Annotated in this window: 16 protein-coding genes; all 16 read right to left on the reverse strand. The window is 73.3% G+C overall.

Features of this window, described 5'->3' with window-relative positions; genetic code table 11:
- Positions 1-71: 71 nt before the first annotated feature.
- On the reverse strand, positions 72-605 hold the full coding sequence (locus ABD284_RS18755; protein WP_344145220.1) for an arginine repressor: 534 nt from the start codon (positions 603-605) through the stop codon (positions 72-74).
- A complete protein-coding gene (argF, locus tag ABD284_RS18760) occupies positions 602-1,582 on the reverse strand; it encodes an ornithine carbamoyltransferase (protein ID WP_344145222.1) in 981 nt (326 codons plus the stop codon). The genes ABD284_RS18755 and argF overlap by 4 nt, the downstream gene beginning before the upstream one ends.
- A complete protein-coding gene (locus ABD284_RS18765) occupies positions 1,579-2,775 on the reverse strand; it encodes an acetylornithine transaminase (protein ID WP_344145224.1) in 1,197 nt (398 codons plus the stop codon). The genes argF and ABD284_RS18765 overlap by 4 nt, the downstream gene beginning before the upstream one ends.
- A complete protein-coding gene (gene argB / locus ABD284_RS18770) occupies positions 2,772-3,695 on the reverse strand; it encodes an acetylglutamate kinase (protein WP_344145226.1) in 924 nt (307 codons plus the stop codon). The genes ABD284_RS18765 and argB overlap by 4 nt, the downstream gene beginning before the upstream one ends.
- 111 nt (positions 3,696-3,806) lie before the next feature.
- The gene (argJ, locus tag ABD284_RS18775) at positions 3,807-4,958 is read right to left on the reverse strand and encodes a bifunctional glutamate N-acetyltransferase/amino-acid acetyltransferase ArgJ (protein ID WP_344145228.1); all 1,152 of its coding nucleotides are present in this window, start codon (positions 4,956-4,958) and stop codon (positions 3,807-3,809) included.
- Between the two features lie 31 nt (positions 4,959-4,989).
- Positions 4,990-6,018 carry an N-acetyl-gamma-glutamyl-phosphate reductase gene (gene argC, locus ABD284_RS18780; protein WP_344145230.1) on the reverse strand — a complete coding sequence of 343 codons (1,029 nt, stop codon included), beginning with the start codon at positions 6,016-6,018 and terminating at the stop codon, positions 4,990-4,992.
- A 145-nt stretch (positions 6,019-6,163) separates the two neighbouring features.
- Positions 6,164-7,609, reverse strand: coding sequence for an NAD(P)/FAD-dependent oxidoreductase (locus ABD284_RS18785; protein WP_344145232.1), 1,446 nt, complete (start codon positions 7,607-7,609; stop codon positions 6,164-6,166).
- 132 nt (positions 7,610-7,741) lie between these two features.
- Positions 7,742-8,188 carry a MarR family winged helix-turn-helix transcriptional regulator gene (locus ABD284_RS18790; RefSeq protein ID WP_344145235.1) on the reverse strand — a complete coding sequence of 149 codons (447 nt, stop codon included), beginning with the start codon at positions 8,186-8,188 and terminating at the stop codon, positions 7,742-7,744.
- A gap of 204 nt (positions 8,189-8,392) precedes the next feature.
- Positions 8,393-9,622 carry an aminotransferase family protein gene (locus tag ABD284_RS18795; protein WP_344145442.1) on the reverse strand — a complete coding sequence of 410 codons (1,230 nt, stop codon included), beginning with the start codon at positions 9,620-9,622 and terminating at the stop codon, positions 8,393-8,395.
- Positions 9,623-10,028: 406 nt separating this feature from the next.
- Positions 10,029-12,530: a phenylalanine--tRNA ligase subunit beta gene (gene pheT / locus ABD284_RS18800; RefSeq protein WP_344145237.1), complete on the reverse strand. Its 2,502-nt coding sequence runs from the start codon at positions 12,528-12,530 to the stop codon at positions 10,029-10,031.
- Entirely contained in the window at positions 12,530-13,648 is a 1,119-nt protein-coding gene (gene pheS, locus ABD284_RS18805; protein ID WP_344145239.1) for a phenylalanine--tRNA ligase subunit alpha, read from the reverse strand. Before pheS ends, pheT begins: the two co-directional genes overlap by 1 nt.
- A gap of 125 nt (positions 13,649-13,773) precedes the next feature.
- Positions 13,774-14,859 (reverse strand): sensor histidine kinase, encoded by a 1,086-nt coding sequence (locus ABD284_RS18810; RefSeq protein ID WP_344145241.1) that lies wholly within the window; start codon positions 14,857-14,859, stop codon positions 13,774-13,776.
- Between the two features lie 286 nt (positions 14,860-15,145).
- On the reverse strand, positions 15,146-15,997 hold the full coding sequence (locus ABD284_RS18815; protein WP_344145243.1) for a TrmH family RNA methyltransferase: 852 nt from the start codon (positions 15,995-15,997) through the stop codon (positions 15,146-15,148).
- Between the two features lie 21 nt (positions 15,998-16,018).
- Complete coding sequence (gene rplT / locus ABD284_RS18820; RefSeq protein ID WP_344145245.1) at positions 16,019-16,402, reverse strand: 50S ribosomal protein L20; 384 nt, start codon at positions 16,400-16,402, stop codon at positions 16,019-16,021.
- A 118-nt stretch (positions 16,403-16,520) separates the two neighbouring features.
- A complete protein-coding gene (gene rpmI / locus ABD284_RS18825; RefSeq protein ID WP_344145247.1) occupies positions 16,521-16,712 on the reverse strand; it encodes a 50S ribosomal protein L35 in 192 nt (63 codons plus the stop codon).
- Between the two features lie 186 nt (positions 16,713-16,898).
- Positions 16,899-17,516, reverse strand: a complete 618-nt coding sequence (gene infC, locus ABD284_RS18830) for a translation initiation factor IF-3 (protein ID WP_344145249.1) — start codon at positions 17,514-17,516, stop codon at positions 16,899-16,901.
- Between the last annotated feature and the right edge of the window lie 89 nt (positions 17,517-17,605).

Here is a 17,605-nt window from a genome sequence, read left to right on the forward strand (position 1 = left end):
TTCTCCCTGCTTGTTGCTTGTACGGTCCCGGTTGCGTCGCGGCCGCGGCCGCCCCCGGTCGGCCGGTGCCCTCAGGGGCGCCGGTCGGCCAGCCGCAGCAGCGCTGATGCCAGTTCCCCGCCGCCTTCGGGGTCGCGGGAGATCACCAGGATGGTGTCGTCTCCGGCGATGGTGCCGAGGATGGCGTGGAAGTCGGTGTGGTCGATGGCCGAGGCCAGGTACTGGGCGGCGCCCGGCGGTGTGCGGACGACGACCATGTTGGCCGAGGCCTCGGCCGAGACCAGGAGGTCCTCGGCCAGGCGGGTCAGGCGGGCGTTGGAGGCGTGCTCCAGGTCGAGTGCGTCGGGCCGGGCCCGCTGCAGCCGCTCGCCGCCTTCCCCGGGCAGGACGTAGATGAGTTCCCCGTCGACGGTGCGCAGCTTGACCGCTCCGAGCTCGTCCAGGTCGCGCGAGAGCGTGGCCTGGGTGACCTGCACGCCGCTCTCGGCCAGCAGCCTCGCCAGGTCCGCCTGGGAGCGGACGTCGTGGCGGGTGAGGACCTCGCTGATGCGGGCGTGGCGGGCGGTCTTGGTCATGGGTGCGGAGCCGGCGCCGTCGACGGTCATCGTCGGTCGCCCTCTCTGCCCGCTGCAGGCGCGGTGCCCCCGGCGAGCAGGAAGTGCAGGAGCGCCTTCTGGGCGTGGCGGCGGTTCTCGGCCTGATCCCACACGGCGCTGTTGGGACCGTCGATGACCGAGGCCGCGATCTCCTCGCCGCGGTGGGCGGGCAGGCAGTGCAGCACGATCGCGCCGGGCGCGGCGGCGGCGAGGGCCCGCTCGTCGACGGCGTAGTCGCGGAAGGGGGCGGCGCGCTGATCGGCCTGGTCCTCCTGGCCCATCGACGTCCACACGTCGGTGGCCAGCACGTCGGCTCCGTCGGCGGCCGCGGCGGCGTCGCCGGTGACGGTGATCGAGGCGCCGGTCCCGCGGGCGATGTCCTCGGCGCGGGAGAGCACGCCGGCCTCGGGCCGGTAGCCGTCGGGTGCGGCGATGCGCACGTGCATGCCCGCGAGCGCGCATCCCAGCAGGTAGGAGTGGGCCATGTTGTTGGCGCCGTCGCCGAAGTAGGTCAGCGTGGTCCCGGCGAGGCTGCCCTTGCGCTCGCGCACGGTCTGCAGGTCGGCGAGGACCTGGCAGGGGTGGTAGGTGTCGGTGAGGGCGTTGACGACGGGCACGCCGCCGGCGGCGGCCATGGTCTCCAGCCGCGCCTGGGCGAAGGTGCGCCACACGACCGCCGCGACCTGGCGCTCCAGGACGCGGGCGGTGTCCTCGACCGGCTCGCCGCGGCCGAGCTGGCTGCCCTGGGCGTCGATCACCAGCGGGTGGCCGCCCAGCTCGGACACGCCGACCGCGAAGGACACCCGCGTTCGGGTGGAGGGCTTGTCGAACAGCAGGGCGACGGTGCGCGGGCCCTCCAGCGGCCGGTAGGCGTAGGGGTCCCTCTTCATGGCGTCGGCCAGGTCGAGGACGGCGGCCTGCTCGGCGGAGGTGAGGTCGTCGTCGCGCAGGAAGTGCCGTACCTGCCGGGGGGACGGGGTGGTCAACGTGCCTCCTCGAGGATGGCGGGCAGGGCAGCGGTGAACTCCAGGACCTCGTCGCGCGAGATCGTCAGCGGGGGCGCGATCCGCACCGCGTCGGGTGCGAGGGCGTTGACGAGGAAGCCGTGTGCGGCGGCGGAGGCCTGGACGGCGGCGGAGGCGGGCGCGCTCAGCACGAGCGCGCGCCACAGCCCGCTGCCCCGCACGCCCGCGAGCAGCGGGTGGTCGATCGCCGCGGCCTCGCGCTCCAGCAGGGTGCCGAGCTCGGCGGCGGAGGCCAGCAGGTTCTCGTTCTCGACCGTGTCGAGCACCGCCAGGGCGGCGGCGCAGGCGACGGGGTTGCCGCCGAAGGTGGAGCCGTGGTCGCCCTTGGCGAAGGCGGTGGCGTAGCGCCCGAAGCCCACGCACGCGCCGATGGGCAGCCCGCCGCCGAGCCCCTTGGCGAGGGTGAGCACGTCGGGTGTGACGCCGTGGGCCTGGTGGGCGAACCAGCGGCCGGTGCGGCCGATGCCGCTCTGGATCTCATCGAGGACGAAGGCGGCGCCCGCCTCGTCGCAGGCGCGGCGGACCTCGGCGAGGTAGCCCTCGGGCGCGGGCACCACGCCGGCCTCGCCCTGGACCGGTTCAACGAAGACGGCGGCGCAGGTCGCGTCGACGGCCTTGCGCAGGGCGTCGGCGTCGCCGTAGGGCACGAAGACCACGTCGGTGCCGTAGGGGCCGAAGGGGTCGCGGATGGCGGCCTTGCCGGTGAGCGAAAGCGCGCCGAGGGTCCGGCCGTGGAAGCCGTTGTCCGCGGCCACGATCCGGGGGCGGCCCTCGTCCGCGGCGCGCTTGACGAGCTTGAGCGCCGCCTCGTTCGCCTCGGTGCCGGAGTTGGCGAAGAACACGCGCACGTCGCCGTCGCCCTCGCTGCCGAGGAGGCCGACGAGGCGCTCGGCGAGCTCGACCTCGCGCTCGTGCAGGAACAGGTTGCTGGTGTGGGCGACGGCGGCGGCCTGGTCGGCCACCGCCGCCACCAGCGCCGGGTGGCCGTGGCCGAGCGCGGAGACGGCGATGCCGGCGATGAGGTCGAGGTAGGCCTTGCCGTCGGCGTCGTAGACGCGGCAGCCCTCGCCGCGGGCGATCGCCACGGGCGGGGTGCCGTAGTTGGGCATCAGCACCGCGTCGAAGCGGGCCTGGAGGTCGGTCGTGGCGCTCATTCGTCACTGCCCTCGAAGATGTCCACAGGTTCGGTGGGCTCCGCGGCCTCGGCGACGACCATGGTGCCGATGCCCTCGTTGGTGAAGATCTCCAGCAGCATGGAGTCGGGGGTGCGTCCGTCGAGGACGTGGGCCTGGGGCACGCCGCCGCGCACGGCCTTCAGGCACGCCTCCATCTTGGGCACCATGCCCGAGGCCAGCTCGGGCAGCATGGCCTCCAGCTCGCCGGCGGTGAGCCTGCTGATCAGCTCCTCACAGGTCGGGTAGTCGGCGTAGAGGCCCTCGACGTCGGTGAGGACGACGAGCTTGGCGGCGTCGAGCTCCACGGCGAGCGCCGCGGCGGCGGTGTCGGCGTTGACGTTGAAGACGCCCTCGTCGGCGCGGGCGACGCTGGAGACGATCGGGATCCGCCCGTCGTCGAGCAGCGTGCGCACGACGCCCGGCTGGACGTCGACGACCTCGCCGACCTGGCCGAGGTCGACCGGGGCGCCGTCGATCCAGGCGGCCTTGCGCTCGGCGGTGAACAGGTGGGCGTCCTCGCCGGAGATGCCGACCGCGAAGGGCCCGTGCGCGTTGACGAGCCCGACGATGTCGCGGTTGACCTGGCCGACCAGCACCATGCGGACGACGTCCATGGTCTCGGGCGTGGTGACGCGCAGGCCGGCGGCGAAGGTGCTGGTGACGCCGAGGCGGTCCAGGTGCGCGCTGATCTGCGGGCCGCCGCCGTGCACCACCACGGGGCGCAGCCCGGCGTAGCGCAGGAACACGATGTTCTCGGCGAAGCGCTCGCGCAGCGCGGGGTCGGTCATGGCGTTGCCGCCGTACTTGACCACGACGGTCTTGCCGTGGAACCGGCTCAGCCAGGGAAGGGCTTCGATCAGCGTGTTGGCCTTGTCCAGGGCCTGTTTGCGAGAGTTCATCGGATTCGCGGTGCGGCCGCCGCCCTGTCGGCGGGGCCCGGATGCACCGTTCTTCCCTCCCTTTCCAACGTGTTCGCCTGGAGCGGCCGCCCGGCGGTCGGACGGGTGCTGTCAGGAGCTGTAGGCGGAGTTCTCGTGGACGTAGGCGGTGGTCAGGTCGTTGGTCCACACCGTTGCGGCCTCGCTGCCGGCCGCCAGGTCGACGGTGACGGTGACGTCGCGCCCGCTGAGGTCGACCTTGCTGCGGTCGTCGCCGACGGCGCCGCGGCGGCACACCCAGACCCCGTTGACGGCGAGGTTGACCTCGTCGGGTTCGAAGACCGCCCGGGTGGTGCCCACGGCGGCCAGCGCCCGGCCCCAGTTGGGGTCCTCGCCGTAGACGGCGCATTTGAACAGGGTGCTGCGGGCCACGGCGCGGGCGGCCTCGACGGCGTCGTCCTCGCTCGCCGCCCCCACGACCTCGACCGCGATGGACTTGGTGGAGCCCTCGGCGTCGGCGACGAGCTGGCGGGCCAGGTCGTCGCAGACCTCGGTGAGCAGCGCGCCGAACTCGGCCTCGTCGGGTGCGGTGCCCGAGGCCCCGCTGGCCATGAGCACGACGGTGTCGTTGGTGGAGGCGCAGCCGTCGCTGTCGACCCGGTCGAAGGTGCGGCGGGTGGCGGCGCGCAGCAGGCTGTCGCACTGGGCGGCGGTGAGGTCGGCGTCGGTGGTGACAACGCAGAGCATGGTCGCCAGCTCGGGCGCGAGCATGCCGGCGCCCTTGGCCATGCCGCCGATGGTGTAGCCGCTGCCGCGCTTGAACGAGATCTTGGCGACGGTGTCGGTGGTGCGGATGGCGTCGGCGGCGTCGGGCCCGCCGTCGCGCGCGGCCGACTCGACGGCCCGCCCGGCGCCGTCGAGCAGCGCGGGCATGGGCAGCCGCTCGCCGATGAGGCCGGTGGAGCAGACGAGGATCTCGCCCGCGGAGTCCTCCATGGCGGCCGCGACGTGCTCGGCGGTCGCATGGGCGTCCTGGAACCCGGCAGGGCCGGTGCAGGCGTTGGCTCCGCCGGCGTTGAGCACGACCGCGCGCACCCGCCCGCCCGCGGCGACCTGCTGCGACCACAGGACGGGGGCGGCCTTGACGCGGTTGCGCGTGAAGACCGCCGCGGCGGCGCGTGAGGGCCCGTCGTTGACGACGACGGCGACGTCGCGTGCGCCGTCCGGCTTGAGCCCGGCGCTGACGCCGGCGGCGCGGAACCCGTTGGGTGCGGTGACGCTCACAGTGGGCCTTTCACGATTCGAAGGCGGTGTCCTAGGGCGCGACGCCGGTGACCGGGAGTCCGCCGGTCTCGGGCAGCCCCAGGGCGATGTTGGCGCTTTGCAGGGCGCCGCCGGCGGTGCCCTTGGTGAGGTTGTCCAGAGCGGCGACGGCGACCATGCGCTCGGCGCCGGGGTCGACGGCGACCTGGACGAGCGCGGTGTTGGCGCCCAGCGTCATGGCGGTCGCGGGCCAGCTGCCCTCGGGCAGCAGGTGCACGAAGGGCTCGTCGGCGTAGCGCTCGCGGTAGGCGGCGGCGATCCCCTCGGCGGTGGCGCCGGGGCGCAGCGGTGCCGTGCAGGTGGCCAGGATGCCGCGCGCCATGGGCGCGAGCACCGGCGTGAAGGAGACGCGCACCGGGGAGCCGGCCGCCTGCGTCAGGTTCTGCACGATCTCGGGTGTGTGGCGGTGCGTGCCGCCGACGCCGTACGGGCTGGCCGATCCCATGACCTCGCTGCCGACCAGGTGCGGCTTGGGCGCCTTGCCGGCCCCGGAGGTCCCGGTGACCGAGACGACGACCGCCTCGGGCTCGACCAGGTCCGCGGCCAGCGCCGGGAAGAGGGCCAGGGTGGCGGTGGTGACGTGGCAGCCGGGAACGGCGATGCGGCGGGTGCCGGCCAGCGCCTCGCGCGCGCCGGGCAGCTCGGGCAGCCCGTAGGGCCAGGTGCCGGCGTGCGGGGTGCCGTAGTAGCGCTCCCAGTCCTGCGCGTCGGTCAGGCGGAAGTCGGCGCCGCAGTCGACCACGAGGACCTCGGGGCCCAGCTGCTCGGCGATCGCGGCGGACTGGCCGTGCGGCAGCGCCAGGTAGACGACGTCGTGGCCGGAGAGGGTGTCGGCCGTCGTCTCGGCCAGCACCCGGTCGGCCAGCGGTACCAGGTGCGGCTGGTGCTCACCGAGCCGGCTGCCGGCGCTGCCCCCGGCCGTGAGCGTCCCGATCTCCATCCGGGGGTGGGCCAGCAGCAGGCGCAGCAGCTCCCCGCCGGCGTAGCCGCTGGCTCCGGCGACGGCCGCCGTGTATCCCATGCTCGCCCCCCGTGGTGCACCCTCCGCATTTCTTGAACCATAATGCAGCACCGTGCAAAATTATGCAAGCGGCGGCTACTCGGGGGCAGGCGGCCGGGGCCGCCGCGCCGGGCGGTCGGCGCCGCATTCCGCCGTTCCGGCCGGGCTAGTCCCGGCCCGCGAGCCGGCCGGCGATTCCGGCCAGGCGGGAGGTGCGCGAAACCCGGTCGGACTCGCGGCGGTCGGCGCCGCGGTAGAGGCCGTAGACCAGGCGGGTGCCGGCCCAGCGCACCGGCTCGGGCTCCCAGCCGCGCACGCGCCGGCCGACCCAGGGAAGCTGTGTGAGGTCGGTGCGCTCCCCCAGCACCAGGTCGCGCAGCGTGCGCCCGGCCAGGTTGCTCGTGGTCACGCCGCTGCCGACGTACCCGCCGGCCCAGCCCAGGCCGGTCTCGGGGTCGAGGTCGACGGTGGGGCACCAGTCGCGGGGCACACCCAGCACGCCCGACCAGGCGTGGACGATGGGCACCTCCGCCGCGACGGGGAACAGCCGCGCCAGCACGCGCCACAGCTCGGCGATGGTCTGGGGCGGGGTGGCGCCGTTGGAGTCGCGGGCCGAGCCGAACCGGTAGGGGACCCCGCGGCCGCCGATGGCGATGCGGCCGTCGGCGGTGCGCTGGGCGTAGCAGTAGGCGTGGGCCGTGTCGCCCAGGACCTCCGGGCGCTCCCAGCCGATGTGGCGCCACATCACATCGGAGAGCGGCTCGGTCGCGATCATCGAGCTGTTCATGGGCAGCCACTGGCGGCGCTGCCCGTTCAGGCCGGAGGTGAAACCCTCGGTGGCGCGGATGACGTGGTCGGCGCGCACGGTCCCGGCGGGGGTGACGGCGCACGGCCGCTCTCCGCCGGTGCGCGGGCGGATCTCGGAGACCGCGGTGTCCTCGAAGATGTCCGCGCCCAGCGCCTCGGCGGCCGCGGCCAGGCCGGTCACCAGCTTGGCCGGATGCACGCGCGCGGCGTGCGGGCTGTAGGCCGCCGCCACCGCGCCGTCGACCTGCAGCCGCGGTTCGCCCCTTGGGTCGAGCAGGTGGAGGTCCTCGGGCCAGTAGCCCCACTCGTGCAGGTCGGCGACCTCCTCCTGCAGGCGCGCCTTCTGCGCCGGGTTGGTCGCCACCAGGCGCATGCCGCCCTTGACGATGTCGGCGTCGACGCCCTCCTGCTCGGCCACCGAGATCACCTCGTCGACCGAGGCCATCATGGCGCGCTGGAGGGCGACCACCGCGCCCTTGCCGTGGGTGGCGGCGTAGCGCCGCTTGGACCCGGCGAACTCGGCCGAGAGCCAGCCGCCGTTGCGGCCCGAGGCGCCGAAGCCGGCGAACTCGCGCTCCAGCACGGCCACGCGCAGGTCCGGGCGGGCCTTCTTGAGGTAGTAGGCGGTCCACAGCCCCGTGTACCCGGCGCCCACGATGCACACGTCGTAGTCGGCGCCGCCGGGCAGGGCGGTGCGGCGCTCGGGCATGCCGACGTCGCGGAACCAGTAGGAGACCCCGCCGTTGCGGAAGCCCGATGAACGGGGCACGGCGCGCATCTCGGCGGCGGTGGCGAACGGTGTCATTGTGCGGCCCCCGGCTGGTCGGGTCGTGCTGCGGTAAGGGCCGACCAGACTACCGGGGCCCGGACGCGCGCTCGGGCCCCGGACCTGGGATCGGCCCCGCGGCGGCCGCCCTCCCCTCGCTGCGGGTCGTGCTCAGCCCTTGCGGGAGCTGTCGCGCAGGATGCGGGCGAGCTCGCCGAGGCGGCGCAGGCCGTCCTCGCCGAGGGGGCCGAGGACGTGCTCGCGCAGCAGCACGACGTGCTGGGCGCGTGCCTTGTCGGCGAACTCGCGGCCGGCGGGGGTGAGCTCGGCGTAGACGACGCGCCGGTCATCGGGGCACGAGGTGCGCGCCAGGTAGCCCTGGCGCTCCAGGCGGTCGGCCAGCTTGGTGAACCCGCCGCTGCTGAGGCTGACCTCGCGGGCCAGCGCACTCATCGGCAGCCGGTTGCCCGGTGAGCGCTGCAGCCGGATCAGGACCTCGAACCAGGGGCCGGACATGTCGCCGCCGCTGGGGTCGACGCCGCGGAGCAGCAGCGGCGAGGTCTCGCTCTGCGCCTCGACCAGCAGCCCCCACGCCGTGATGACCTCGTCGTCGCTCATGGCGCCGCCGGTGGGAGAGTCCGCGTCCCCGCTCACGTGTCCGGCCCCCGCTTTCATCGACCTCCTAGCGACCCTGCGGTACCAACATTATCCAAGAGAAGTATCTTGCTCGTCAGATGAATGCACCGAGCCCCTGCGCGGCGCCGGGACCGCACAGCGGCGGGGGCGCCGCGGCGGATGCGGCGCCCTGCCCGGCCGGGTGGGTCACTGGTGCCGCTCTGCCACGGCGTCCAGTGCGGAGCGGAGCGTGGAGACGAGGTGGTCGATCTGCTCCCAGGTGGTGATTAGCGGCGGCGAGATCAGCAGCGAGTGCGGGATGGCCCGCAGGATCACGCCGCGGGCCCGCGCCTCGGCGAAGACCGCGGCCGTGGTGATTCCGCGCTCGCCCAGCGCCTCCTCGGTGAGCTGCACCGCGGCCATGACCCCGGTGCCCGAGCGCACCTCGGCCACCAGCGGGTGGTCGGCCAGCGTGCGCACCGCGCCGTCGAGCTGGGTCTCGAGCTCCATGGCGACGGTGAACAGGTCCTCGCGCTCCAGGATGTCCAGGTTGGCCGAGGCGGCCGCGCTGCAGGCCGGGTGGCCGGCGTAGGTGGTGCCGTGGTGGAACGGGTTGCCCGAGCGGTTCCAGAACGGCTCGGCGACCTCGCCGCTGGTGATCACGCCGCCCAGGGGCTGGTACCCGCTGGTGACGCCCTTGGCGAAGACGATCATGTCGGGGCGCACACCGTAGCGCTCGATCCCGAACCAGTCGCCCATGCGCGCGAAGGCGCAGATGACGCTGTCGACGATGAAGAGCACGCCGTGGCGGCGGCAGACCTCGGAGACCCCGGTGAAGTACGCGGCGTCGACGGCGTAGACCCCGCCCGCGCCGATGACGGGCTCGGCGAAGAACGCGGCGACGTTCTCCGGGCCCACCCGCAGGATCTCCTCCTCCAGCGCGCGCACGGAGTCGTGGGGCACCACCGAGGCGTCCTCGACCATGGGACCGAAGCCGGTGCGGAAGCGGTCCATGCCGATGATCCCGGTGCCGATGCCGTGCAGGCCGTGGTAGCCGCCGGTCCGGCTGATCAGGTGCCGCTTGGCCGAGCGGTCCTGGGTGGCCCAGTAGCGGCGGGCCAGCTTGGCGGCGGTCTCGATGGACTCGCCGCCGCCGCAGGTCAAAATCACCCGCGGGTCGATCACGGGGGCGTGGGAGGCCAGGCGCTCACTCAGCTCCAGCGCGGGCCGGTTGGCGAAGTCGCCGTAGACGGTGAACGCGTCGAGGGTGGTGAGCTGCCGGTGGACGGCGTCGGCGATCTCGCGGCGACCGTGACCGACGTTGCTGTACCACAGGCTCGCGGTGCCGTCGAGGAACCGGTCGCCGTTGTCGTCCCAGAGCCAGGCCCCTTCAGCCCGCTCGACGACGAACTTGGGCCCCTGGGAGACCTTGTTCATATCGCTGAAGGTGTGCCAGAAGCGGCTGGGCTCCAGCCGCTCCATCGGTGTGCGCGCATACGAAACCACTGTTTCGGTCATAGAGCGACCTCCGAGCCGAGCTGTGCGTGCAGACACGCAACGCCGATTGAAACAGCTGTTCCGCGAGTGCCCGGGACCCCGGATCGCGGCAGGTGACTGCAGGTTAAGTTCTGGGAGCGGCCCGGTTCAAGAGACGAAACAAAGAATAATCCCCGCATTAACCGGCAGCATTCATCCTACCTTTGACCTCACGGCATTGAATACCCTTTGACCTGCGACGACGGGGGGAAAATTCTTCTGAGAAAACGTCTTCGGCCCCGCCCCTCCGATGTTTGACAGGGGGCGGGGCCGACACGCAGAGCCAGCGGCGCCGGGCCGCGGCCGTTCAGCCGCGCAGCACCGCTCCGGTGCGCTCGGCGGCCGCGGCCACCGCCGCGTCGCGCGCACCGGCGATCTCCTCGGCCGCGAGCGTGCGGTCGGGGGCGCGGAAGCGCAGCGAGTAGGCCAGCGAGCGGCGGCCCTCGCCCACCTGCTCGCCGGTGTAGACGTCGAACAGCCGCACGTCCTCCAGCAGGTCGCCGGCGCCCGCGCGCAGCGCGCCCTCGACGTCGGCCGCCGGGACGCCCTCCTCCACCACGAGTGCGACGTCCTGCAGCGCCACCGGATAGCCCGAGACGTGCGGGGCGGTCGCCGGTCCCCCGGCCTCCTCGACGGCGTCGAGGTCGATCTCGGCGGCGGCGGTGCGCTCCGGCAGCCCGTAGGCCGCCACGGTACGGGGGTGCAGCTCGCCGGCATGGCCGACGAGGCGCTCCTCGCCGCCGATGCGCACGTACAGCGCCGCACAGCGGCCGGGGTGCCAGGGCGCGAACTGCGCCGCCCGCACGACCAGCTCCGCGTTGGCCGAGCGGGCCACCTCGCGTGCCGTCTCGATCGCATCGGCCCAGGTCGCCGGGCTGCCCGGGCCCTGCCAGCCACCGGGCTCGCGGTCGCCCGCCAGGACCGCGCCCACGCGGCGCGGCTGGTCGGGCAGGGCGCCGGCCAGCGACTCCCGCTCCTCGGGCGTGGGGCCGCGGTCGACACGCAGCATGGGCGCGCTGTCGGGCGCGCCGGGCCGCGGGATGTAGACCAGCGCGGTCTCGAAGAGGGCGACGTCGTTGAAACCGCGGCCCACGTTGCGCACCAGGGTCTTCAGCAGCCCCGGCAGCAGCGTCGTGCGCAGCAGCGGCTCGTCCTCGCTGAGCGGGTTGGACAGCCGCAGCGCGTGGCGGCGCGGATCGTCGGCGCCGACCTGCAGGCCTTCGAGGTCGCGCTCGCCCATGAACGGGTAGGTGAGTACCTCGGTGAAGCCCGTGGCGGCCAGCCGCCGGCACACGGAGCGGCGCAGCCGCTGGCCCGCGGTCAGTCCCCGCCCCGCCGGAGCACGCGGCGGGATGGACGGGATGTTGTCGTATCCCTCGATGCGGACGACCTCTTCGGCGAGGTCGTTGGGGTCGGTCAGATCGGGACGCCAGGTCGGCGGGGTGACGCGCAGGCCGCCCGCGTCCTCCTCGACGGTGCAGCCGACCCGCTCCAGCGCCGCCCGCACGCGCCCGGTCCCGTAGGACACCCCGGCGACGCGGTCGGGGAGGTCGGCCGCGACCGCGATGGGCCGCGGACCTGCGGCGGACTCGTCGGCGATGTGGGTGTAGCCCCGGTCGATCTCCCCTCCGCCCAGTTCGGCCAGCAGCCGGACCGCGCGGGCGGCGGCCGCGGGCTGCAGCGCGGAGTCGACGCCGCGCTCGAAGCGCCGCGAGGACTCCGAGGAGAGCTGGTGGCGGCGCGAGGCGCGGGCGATGTGGGTCTCGGCGAAGTGCGCGGCCTCAACCAGCACGTCGGTGGAGGACAGGCCGATCTCGGTGGCCGCCCCGCCCATAACGCCGGCCAGGTTGATCGGCCCGGAGTCGTCGGTGATGAGGATGTCGTCGGGGTCCAGCGCGCGCGTCACGTGGTCGAGGGTCTCCAGCTTCTCGCCCGAGCGGGCGAGGCGGACCTCGACGGGGCCGCTCAGCGCGGAGCGGTCCCAGGCGTGCAGCGGCTGGCCCAGCTCCAGCATCACGTAGTTGGTGATGTCCACGGCCAGCGAGATCGACCGCACGCCCGCCAGCGCCAGGCGGCGCTTCATCCACGCCGGTGTGGGCGCCTCGGGGTCGAAGCCGGTGACCCCGTGCAGCACGTAGCGCGAGCAGATCGCCGGGTCGGCCACGGCGGCCGGGTACCCGCCGCCGGGGGTCCCGGCCGGCGCGGCGTCGGCCGGGTCGCGAAAGGCCGTGCCGTAGGCGGTGGCGGCCTCGCGGGCCACGCCGCGCATCGACAGGGCGTAGCCGCGGTCGGGCGTGACCGCGATGTCGAGCACGTCCTCGCGCAGGCCCAGCAGGCCGTAGGCGTCCTCGCCGGGTTCGGCGCTGCCGGCGGGCAGCACGACGATGCCGGTGTGGTCCTCCCACAGCTCCAGCTCCGCGGCCGAGCAGATCATGCCCTCGGAGACCCGGCCGTAGGTCTTGCGCGAGCTGATGGCGAACCCGCCGGGCAGCTCGGCGCCGGGCAGGGCGACCACGACCAGGTCGCCCTCGCCGAAGTTGCGCGCGCCGCAGACGATGTTCTGCGGCTCGCCGGTGCCGTTGGCCCCGCCGACGTCGACCCGGCAGTGCCGGATGGGCTTCTTGAACCCGGTGAGCTCCTCGATCGACAGCACGCGTCCGACCGCGATGGGCCCGCTGATGTCGGCGCCGACGCTGTCGACGGTCTCGACCTCCAGCCCCAGGCCCACGAGCGCGGCCGCGAGGTCCCGGGCGGTGACGCCCTCGGGCAGGTCGGTGTAGTCCCTGAGCCAGGAAACGGGGACGCGCATCAGATCTCCATCCCGAACGCCGAGGTGAACCGGACGTCGCCCTCGACCATGTCTCGCATGTCCTCCACTCCGCGGGCGAACATCAGGGTCCGCTCCACGCCCAGGCCGAAGGCCCAGCCGCTGTAGCGGTCGGTGTCCACACCCGCCGCCGTCAGCACGCGCGGGTTGACCACGCCGCAGCCGCCGACTTCGATCCAGCCCTCGGAGGAGCAGGTGCGGCAGGGGTTGGCGGGGTCGCCCACCGACGCCCCCCGGCACACGAAGCACTCCATGTCGACCTCGGCGGAGGGCTCGGTGAAGGGGAAGTAGGAGGGCCGAAAGCGGGTGCCCAGGCCGCTGCCGAACATGTTCTCCACGAAGGCGTCGATGGCCCCGCGCAGGTGGCCCATCGTGATGCCCTCGTCCACGACCAGGCCCTCCAGCTGGTGGAAGACGGGTGTGTGGGTGGCGTCCAGCTCGTCGGTGCGGAACGTCTTGCCGGGGGCGACCACATAGACCGGAGGCTCCCGCTCCAGCAGCGCGCGCACCTGCACCGGCGAGGTGTGGGTGCGCAGCACCAGGCCGGACTCGCCGCCGGCGGGCGACTCCACGAAGAAGGTGTCCTGCATCGTGCGGGCCGGGTGGTCGGGCAGGAAGTTGAGCGCGTCGAAGTTGAACCACTCCGCCTCGACCTCGGGGCCCTCGACCATCTCGAAGCCCATGCCGACGAAGATGTCGGCCATGCGCTCGGCGACGGTGGCCACCGGGTGGCGCCCGCCCTGCGGCAGCCGGCCGGTCGGCAGGGTGACGTCGACCGCCTCCTCGACGAGGACGCGGGCGTCGCGCTCCTCCTCCAGCTCCGCCTGGCGCTTCTTCAGCGCCTCGCCGACGTCGCGCCGGGCGCCGCCGACCCGCTTGCCGGCCTCGGCGCGGCCCGAAGGCGGCAGCGCGCCGATCTCGCGGTTGGCCAGGGCCAGCGGGGAGCGGTCGCCGACGTGGGCCAGGCGCGCCTGCTTGAGCTCCTCAAGCGTGGCGGCCGCCGCGACGGCTTCCAGCGCCTCGTCGCGCATCCGGGCGACCTCGTCGGGATGCAGGGGGGTCACTTCAACCGGATCGTACTGGTTATTGGGTGCAGACATGGATGTTCGCCTCGCCGCCCGCGCCCGCGTGGGCGGGGCGGCCGTCACGGCCCAGCGCTTCGCATGGGCTCAAGCCGACAGGGACCTGGGTGGAAGACCGCCCGCCGCGGCCGCTCCGGGTGCGCCTAAGCGAACTCGGGGGTGCCGGCGGGCACGGTAAATCGGAACTCGGCACCGCCGCTGGGCGCGCGGCCGACCGTGATCTCGCCGCCGTGGGCCTCGATGAGGCCCTTGACTATGAACAGCCCCAGACCGGTGCCGCCGCGGCGCCGCGTGCGCCAGAACCGCCGGAAGACACGCGGAACGGCGTCGGGTGCGATCCCCTTGCCTTCGTCGCGCACCGACACAACGGCTCCATCCTCGTACGGCTCGATCACAATGGTGACAGTACCAGCGCCGTGCCGTACCCCGTTTTCCAGCAGGTTGGCCAAGATCTGGCCGATCTTGTCGGCGTCGAGCCAGAGCTCGGGAAGCGGCGCGCGGACCTCCAGGCGGTAGCGGTCGGCCGGCTCGCCGGCGGTCACCCGGCCGGCGATCAGCGTGCGAGCGAGCTCGGGGAGGTCGACGACCTGCTTGCGGATCTCCACCCGCCCGGACTCGATGCGCGAGACGCTCAGCAGCTCGGTGATCAGCCGGGTGACGCGGTCGGCGTCGGCGTTGACCGTCTCCAGCATGAACATCTTCTGCTTGTCGGTGAGCCGGTCCCACTTGCCCAGAAGTGTGGCGGTGAAACCCTTCACGCTGGTCAGCGGCGAGCGCAGCTCGTGGGCGACAGTGGAGACCAGGTCGGCGCGGCTGCGTTCGCCGCGGGCGCGGTGCGAGGCGTCGCGCAGCGTGACGACCAGCCGCGTGAGGTCGCCGCCGGGGGTGCCGCGCACGTAGCGCGCGGCCACCAGGATCTCGCGCCCGTCGACCAGGAACAGCGGGCGCTCGGGTTGGCGGGTGCGGGTGCGCAGGCCGCCGAAGGGGTCGCTGCACTTCCACCAGTCGCGGCCGTCGGCGTCGTGCAGGGGGAGGACGTCGCGGAAGTCGCGGCCGAGGGCGTCCTGGCGCGCGATGCGGGAGAGGCGCTGGGCCATGCGGTTGAACGTGACCACGCGGCCCTCGCCGTCGGCGACGACGAGGCCGTCGGGAAGGTCCTCGGCCGAGAGCCCGGACACCGCGCACGGCGCGTCCGAGCCGCCGAGCTCCCCTGGTTGGTCGCCGCCCACGACCGCCTCCCCACGCCCTGATGTGACTGCCCGCCGGGGATCATTACCCGCAGTCTCCGCCCGCTACGCTCCGGGGCCTTGTGACCCGTGGCCCACGACGGCCGAGCGGTTCCGCCGCGCTGTGCCGGCGACCCGTAGATGAGGGCTTGAGCGTATCGGCAACAAGGGGGATGCGGGCAACCCGCCGAACGCGGGAAAACCTGGGCATACGCCGGAAACACCGGCGCGGGGACGTCTCACCAGGGGCCTTGGGCCCGAAACACCGGACTACCCGCGTCGCGGGTTGCTACGCCTCTGCCGCATAACGCTGTGCGGTGGCCGGAGCTGCGGGGTTGGCGCGCTGCTGGCGCGCAGTGGTGTACAGGCACACCGCCGCGGCGGTAGCCAGATTCAGGCTTTCTGCAGCGCCGTAAATGGGTACCGCGACCGCGCCGTCGGTGAGCCCGACGGTCTCCTCGGGCAGGCCCCAGGCCTCGTTGCCGAACACCCAGCACACCGGGCCGTCGAGTTCGCCGGCGTCGGCGGCTTCGTGCAGGTCGCGCCGACCGCCGCCGTCAGCCGCGAACACGCGGGAGCCGGCGCCGCGCAGGCGGCCCAGCACGTCGGCGGCCGGCACGTCCACGACGACGGGCAGGTGGAACAGGCTGCCGGCCGACGCGCGCACGCACTTGCCGTTGTAGGGGTCGACCGAGGCGTCGGTGAACACGACCGCATCGGCGCCGGCGGCGTCGGCGGTGCGCACCACGGTCCCGGCGTTGCCGGGGTCGCGCACGTGCGAGAGCACGACGACCAGCCGGGCCGGGCCGATCCCGCTCAGCGGGACGTCGACGAAGTCGCACACCGCCAGCAGACCCTGGGGGGTCACCGTCTGCGCCAGCTCGGTCATCACCTCGAGGGTGACCCGGTGGACGGCGGCACCGCGCGCGTCGGCGGCCTCGATCAGCTCGGGGTGGCGCTGCGCGGCCTCGGCGGTGGCGAACAGCTCGTGCACCCGCCCCGGCGCGGCCAGCGCCTCACGTACCGCCTGCGGGCCTTCGGCCAGGAACCGCCGCTCACGGCGACGGAACGCGCGCTTGGCGAGCCGACGAGCCCCCTTGATGCGGGGAGACCTGGCGCTTGTGAACTCGTGGCTCGCCATCGCGTCGTGCTGTGGGCCCGGTCAGGCCGCGGTCTTCTGCTGCACGTCGCCGGGCAGCGCGCTCTTCGCGGTCTCGACGAGGGAGACGAAGGCCGCTTCGTCGTTCACGGCCATCTCGGCGAGCATGCGGCGGTCGACCTCGATGCCGGCGAGCTTGAGACCCTGCATGAACCGGTTGTAGGTGAGGCCGTTGGCGCGGGCGCCGGCGTTGATGCGCTGGATCCACAGCTTGCGGAACTGCCCCTTGCGATCCTTGCGGTCGCGGTAGGAGTAGGTCATCGAGTGGAGCATCTGCTCCTTGGCCTTGCGGTACAGGCGCGAACGCTGCCCGCGGTAGCCGCTGGCCCGCTCGAGAACGACCCGGCGCTTCTTCTTGGCGTTGAGAGCCCGCTTCACGCGTGCCACAGTGACTCCCTAATGGGTTGGCGTCGGTATCCGCCGCGCGGCCCCGGTCGGCGCGGGCGCGCGGTGCCCCCGCCGGACGGATCCGGCCGGGCGGATCGGACGGAATGGAACTCAGCCGCTAGCCGAGCAGCTTCTTGATCTTCTTCGTGTCGGCGGGGGCGAGCTCGATCTCGCCGCTGATGCGGCGGGTGCGCTTGCTCGGCTTGTGCTCGAGCAGGTGGTTCTTGTTGGCACGGCGGCGCATGATCTTGCCCGAGCCGGTCACCCGGAAGCGCTTGGCGGCTCCGCTGTGGGATTTGTTCTTCGGCATAGTCGCCGTCGTCTCCTACTCAGTTCTCGGTACCCACCCGTGCCGCCGGTCCTTTGGCGGCACGGGTGCGCACGGCGTTCCGCACACCGCGGTGCGCCCCCGCCTCTCCCCCGCGGGTTCGGCGGCGGCACACCGCGCTGCATCAACGTACCGGGGCGCTGTGCGCCCGGCCTGGTCCGCCGGGGCTCAGGTCCCCTGGCCGGCCTGCTCCTCCTGGCGCTGCTCGCGCCGCGGCTTGGCGGCGCCGGCGCGCGCTTCGGCCTTGTGCTCGGAGCGGCGCTTGTGCGGTCCGAGCACCATGACCATATTGCGGCCGTCCTGCTTGGGCTGCGACTCGACCGCCCCGAGATCCGCGACGTCGTCGGCCAGCCGCGCAAGGAGCCGGCGCCCCAGCTCCGGCCGCGACTGCTCGCGGCCGCGGAACATGATCGTCACCTTGACCTTGTCCCCGCCCTTGAGGAACCGCTCGACGTGACCCTTCTTGGTCTCGTAGTCGTGCGGGTCGATCTTCGGACGGAGCTTGATCTCCTTGATGATCGTGTTCGACTGGTTCTTGCGCGACTCGCGCGCCTTGACCGCGGACTCGTACTTGTACTTGCCGTAGTCCATCAGCTTCGCGACCGGCGGGCGGGCCGTGGGCGCTACCTCGACGAGGTCGAGCTGGGCTTCTTCGGCGAGGCGCAACGCGTCCTGGACCGGCACGATGCCGACCTGTTCGCCGTTCGGACCGACGAGTCGGACCTCGGCCACCCTGATGCGGTCATTGATGCGGGGCTCAGCGCTGATGGGACCCCTCCCTAGCATTGTCGTGAATCTTGTGGGGGGTCACCCGGCCCTGAACGGAACCGAAAAGCGAAAACCCCGCCGGCGGTGTGCAAGCGGGGTGATCCACC

The organism is Streptomonospora arabica, assembly GCF_039531585.1.
GTDB lineage: Bacteria > Actinomycetota > Actinomycetes > Streptosporangiales > Streptosporangiaceae > Streptomonospora > Streptomonospora halophila.